Raw genomic sequence first — 4,229 nt, 5'->3', positions numbered from 1 at the left:
CGCGCCAATGCCGCACGGCGAGCCACAGGCCCAGCACCCAGCACGGCGCCCAGGGCAAGGTGTAGGCCGGCAGGTAGATCAGGTAGGTGTAGATCGGCCCCATATGGTCGAACGGGTCGAAGAAGCGCACCACGTTTTCCCGGAACACCAGTTCCAGGCCGCTTTCACCGTAGGTCGGTGCGCCGTAGAGGTGGGACAGCACAAACGGAATCGCATAGAACGCCCCGGCAATGATCACGGCCAGCACCAGCCGCAGGTTGAGGTGGCGTTTGTAGCGCTGTTCGCTGAGCAAGTGCGGCAACAGCACCAGGCCCGGCAGTACAAAGCCGATCAAACCCTTGAACAGTGATGTCGCCGCCAGTAACAGGAAGAACACCGTGTAGCGCCCCAGCCGCGTATCGTCCGGCCCGCGCCAATACCACCAGACGGCGGCGAGCACGCCGCATACGGTCAGCACGTCCGCCGTGGCCACCCGGGCCCAGAAGAGGAAGTAGAAGGTGGTCGCGAGCATCCAGCCGGCAATCAGGCCGGTGCCTTTGCGGAACAGTTGCTCGCCGATCAGGTACACCAGCCAGATGCTCAGCCACGCCGAGATGACCGATGACAGGCGCAACGACCACGGCCCCAGGCCGCCCATCAGGTTGGCCAGGCCGGTGATCAGCCAGTACGACGGCAGGGGTTTGTCGTAATACGGGGTGCCCTTGAGGTACGGGTCGAAGTAGTCGCCGCTTTGCAGCATCTGCAGGGTGATGTTCGCCCAGCGGGTTTCCGGGCCCCACAGGTCGCGGGCGCCCAGGCCCAGCAGCAGGATCAGGGCCGACACGCCCAGGAGCAGCAGCAGGGCGCCGCGTTCGGTTTTCCAGAAGTTCATGCGGCGGTTCCGATGTGGGACGAGTGTTGAATGGGGTCACCCCACATTAGGGCGCCTGTGTTACGGCAATTGCGGGTAGATGATGATCTCCAGGTCACCCTTGTAATAACGCTTGCCCCCCAACGGCAGCTGGCCGGCTTCGCGCATTTCGCTGGTGCTCCTGACCCGCATCAGCACGCCCACCGGGCCTTGCTGGCGCGCCTGCTTGAGCCAGGCTTGAACGCTGTCCAGATCCACCTTGCGGTGCATCGAGTCGGCGTATTGCAGGCCGTAGCGCAGTTCGCCTTCGGTGTTGTAGAGCGTCACTTCGGGCCGCCGCAGGCGCCATGCCAGGGCCGACGCCGACTCCAGTTCGTTGCTCAGCAGCGCATGGGTCTGTTGCAGCTCGTCCAGGTGCTGGAGCACGAACTGGTCAGGCATCTGGTTATCTTCGACCACCGCCGGCATGCCGGCGGGCAACAGCGCCACCAGCAGGCCAATGCCCAACGCCGGCATCGCCCACAGCGCCAATGGGCGGAAGGCTTGAAGCAGGTTGGCGAGCATCCAGCCCATCAGCACGATGAACGTCAGGGACAGGTTGAACATCTCGCTGTGGCTGTTGCCGTACAACGGCCGGTCGATTTGCAGGTAGATCAGCGTCACCATCGCCGCGAGGCCGATGCCCAGGTTGAGCAGGCCATTGACGCGCAGCGCGCGGGTGCGGGCGTTGGCCAGCAGGTCGATCAACGCATGGCCCATCAGCAGCGCCAGCGGCAGCAGGCACGGCATGATGTAGGTCGGCAGCTTGCCGTTGCTCAGGCTGAAAAAGCCCAGGGGCAGCAGCAACCACAGCGCCAGGAAGACGATGGCCGGTTGGCGCTTTTCCTTCCAGGCCTTGCACAGTGTCGCCGGCAGCAGCGCCGCCCACGGCAGGCACGACACCACCATCAGCGGCAGGTAGAACCACCAGGGTCGTGCATGCTGGGCATTGTCGGAGGCAAACCGGCGGATGTGCTCGTGCCAGAAGAAGAAACGCCAGTAGTCCGGTTCCTGCAGGTGGATCGTCAGTGCCCAGGGCAGGCACACCACGGCCGCCACCAGAATCGCCAGCGGCCCGTAGCGCAGCAGTTCCCCCAGGCGACGCTGCCAGAGCATGTAAGGCAGGGCGATCAACACCGGCAGCAACCACGCCAGGAAACCCTTGGTCATGAAACCCATGCCGCAGGCCACACCCAACAACGTCCAGCTGGCGAGGCGAGCACGGGGGGTGGAGCTGTCGAGGGCAAACCACAGCGCCGCCAGGCTCAGGTTGACCCAAAAGGTGAATTGCGGATCCAGGTTGGAGTAACCGGCTTGCCCGGCCACCAGGCCGAAACTCATGTAGAGCAGCGCGCAGGCGAAGCTCTTACGCGGGTCGTTCCACAGCCGGCGGGCGATCAGGTAGGCGAGCACGACGCTCAGGCCGGTGGTCAGGGCGGAAGCGATGCGCACGCCGAACAGGTTTTCACCGAACAACGCCTGGCCCAGTGCGATGAGCCAGTAGCCGGCGGCGGGTTTTTCGAAATAGCGCACGCCCATGAAGTGCGGTGCCACCCAGTTGCCGCTGATGAGCATTTCCTGGCTGATCTGGGCGTAGCGGGTTTCGTCAGGGATCCATAGGCCATGCAGGCCCAGTGGCAACAGATAGAACATCACGAATGCCAGTAGCAATACGGGCAATGGTTTAAGGCGGGTCATGGCTATTGCACTCTCAAGCGGTATTGACGGTGAATCAGCGCGAGCGCTGGATCAGCCATGCGCGAGGGGTGGAAGGTGGTCGTGGTCGGGTAGAAATGCGGCACAGAACGTTATTCCTTAAACAGTCTGTTAGTGGGGGGGCGAAACTGAATATCCCTGTGCCCCAGTCAAGCTCGTTAAACGTGTGGCGTCCAATAAGTCATCGAAGGTCATCGTCATGTTGTTAACTTGTGAAAAGTTAGTGAGCTAATAATTTTTCTAAAAAAATCAATTAAAACCATAGACGATGCCACGGTCTGGCTGTCTTTTTGCTGAACGAACTTGAATGATTAAATGTTAAGAAGTGTTCTAAAGTTGTTTAAGCACGGCGGCCCAGTCCTTACTGTTCAAAATACCCAGCGCCTTGAACTTGCCATCGGGCAGCAGCTTTACAAACAATGCACTGCCGTATTCAGCATGGGCAGCGTGTGAGTAGCCCAATGCCTCCTCGAAGTCGCTGATACAGGCGCTGTGGGTGACCACCAGCAGGTTGCGGTCCGCGTGTTTATGCGGGCGCAGTTCCTCGCCGATAGCAGGGCCGCAGATGGCCAGGGGCCCGGGTGACAATTCGGCCTTGCCGAACATGAAAAGCGAGGTCTGCGCGGTACGGGTAGTGGGGCTGCTCAGTACGTCGGTGTTTTCCATGCCCAGGGTCTGGAAGGCCTTGCCCACGGCACTGGCAGACAACGAGCCGAGCGTGGTCAGGCCGTCTGACGGGCCCAGGCAAGGGTTGTTGGAGCGGTCACAGCGTTCCTCATGGCGGACCAGCACCACCAGGTCTCCGTTACGCCAGGCTTCCAGGGTTCCGGAGGTGAGCAGGCGGTGGCCCACGCCCAGGTCCAGCGGCGATCTTGGCCACCAGATGAACGCCGTTACTGCCAGGCTGATCATCACGATACCTGCCACGCCAAGCCACAGTTTGTTCAGCTGTTTTACAAATGCCCAGCGCGAGCGAGACTTGCTCAGGGTCAGGTCAACCACACTATTCACCATTGGTAACTTCCAGGCGTTAATCCGGTAACTGGCAGCGGCAAGTTAGGCAGGCGCCAAGTGAGTAGCGCTGATGCAGGAATATGCAAAAGCGTGTCACAGGGGCGCTGTCTTTTTGCTGAACATACCGATATAAAAAATTGTTCACTTGCACTAACGGGCGTTTGAAATAACCAGCCTGTTATCTGCCCATGGACGGCAATTTAAAGTGCAGCAGGTGGCGGCCGGGTGAAATCGATGTGAAAAATTTGCAGGGGTCATGGGGCGCTCCTTTTGCCCAAGGTTGTGACATAAAAATGTGACAACCGTTATTCTCCGGCTTAAGTCCAGAAGCTTGTGGGGAGGGGTGATGCTGCAGGTACAAGGGGTATTCAAGAGTTATGGCACGCCGCAGGGGCCGTTGACCGTGCTGGCGGGTGTCGACCTGTACCTGGGAGCGCGCAGCAGCCTGGCGTTGATGGGTGAGTCGGGCAGTGGCAAAAGCACGCTGCTGCATTTGGTGGCCGGGCTCGACCAGGTCGACCGTGGCAGCATCCAGGTCGGCGATCAGCGCCTGGACCAGATGAGTGAGGCGCAACTGGCCCACTGGCGGCGCACCGAGATCGGCCTGGTG

The 4,229-nt window shown here is 60.8% G+C and carries 4 protein-coding genes; 1 reads left to right on the top strand and 3 read right to left on the bottom strand.

The window, feature by feature from the left end; genetic code table 11:
* The 3 genes from HX846_RS11395 to HX846_RS11385 form a co-directional block, all read right to left on the bottom strand.
* A partial coding sequence (locus HX846_RS11395) for a glycosyltransferase family 39 protein (RefSeq protein WP_178965407.1) occupies positions 1-871 on the bottom strand: 871 nt, incomplete at its 3' end.
* Between the two features lie 60 nt (positions 872-931).
* Positions 932-2,587 carry a lipid IV(A) 4-amino-4-deoxy-L-arabinosyltransferase gene (gene arnT / locus HX846_RS11390; RefSeq protein WP_178965406.1) on the bottom strand — a complete coding sequence of 552 codons (1,656 nt, stop codon included), beginning with the start codon at positions 2,585-2,587 and terminating at the stop codon, positions 932-934.
* Between the two features lie 348 nt (positions 2,588-2,935).
* A complete protein-coding gene (locus HX846_RS11385; RefSeq protein ID WP_178903985.1) occupies positions 2,936-3,619 on the bottom strand; it encodes a histidine phosphatase family protein in 684 nt (227 codons plus the stop codon).
* Between the two features lie 346 nt (positions 3,620-3,965).
* On the opposite strand from HX846_RS11385, the gene HX846_RS11380 reads away from it, so the two are divergent.
* Positions 3,966-4,229 (top strand): ATP-binding cassette domain-containing protein (locus HX846_RS11380; RefSeq protein ID WP_178965405.1); only part of this gene is annotated, 264 nt, incomplete at its 3' end.

Source organism: Pseudomonas sp. K5002 (assembly GCF_013386655.1).
Classification (GTDB): domain Bacteria; phylum Pseudomonadota; class Gammaproteobacteria; order Pseudomonadales; family Pseudomonadaceae; genus Aquipseudomonas.
The sequence above is the reverse complement of the archived record's forward strand: the minus strand, read 5'-3'. Positions and strand labels throughout refer to the sequence as shown.